This is a genomic window from Bradyrhizobium sp. NBAIM01 (assembly GCF_020194115.1).
Lineage (GTDB): Bacteria > Pseudomonadota > Alphaproteobacteria > Rhizobiales > Xanthobacteraceae > Bradyrhizobium > Bradyrhizobium yuanmingense.
The window spans coordinates 1-397 of sequence record NZ_JADYVU010000041.1 but is presented as its reverse complement, the minus strand read 5'-3'; the positions used below and the strand labels follow the sequence as shown (position 1 = coordinate 397).

At 66.8% G+C, this 397-nt stretch carries 1 protein-coding gene and 1 pseudogene; one reads left to right on the top strand and one right to left on the bottom strand.

Features of this window, described 5'->3' with window-relative positions; all coding sequences use genetic code 11:
• Nucleotide 1: 1 nt before the first annotated feature.
• A pseudogene (locus I6F31_RS36275) lies at nucleotides 2–196 on the top strand (transposase); the annotation flags it as partial.
• A gap of 15 nt (nucleotides 197–211) precedes the next feature.
• Here the strand turns inward: I6F31_RS36275 and I6F31_RS36270 are convergent.
• On the bottom strand, nucleotides 212–397 hold a 186-nt coding region (locus tag I6F31_RS36270; protein ID WP_225187067.1), incomplete at its 5' end, for a hypothetical protein.

Sequence of the window (397 nt, the reverse complement as noted above, 5' to 3'; positions counted from 1 at the left end):
CGTGGCAATCCTTCGCTCCTGGCCGGGAATCGGCAGGATTGTTCTCGCCACACTGCTCACCGAGGCAGCACAACCGCTGCGCGCCCGAGATTACCACGCTTTGCGTGCTCTGGCAGGGGCTGCCCCGGTCACACGGCAAAGCGGCAAGCAACGCTTCGTGATCCGGCGCTTTGCCTGCAACAAGCGGCTGCAGACCGCTGTCCATCACTGGTCACGCGTTGCCGTCCAGCACGACCCGGCCGCTCGGCACCGCTATGATGCCTTGCGGCAGCGCGGCCATGGCCGTGCACGCGCGTTGCGAGGCGTGGGCGATCGCCTGCTCTCGGCCCTCTGCGCGGCCCTCAAGAACCGAACGCTGTACGACGCCAATCACAGGAGTGCTCAGGCTGTCAGCAGC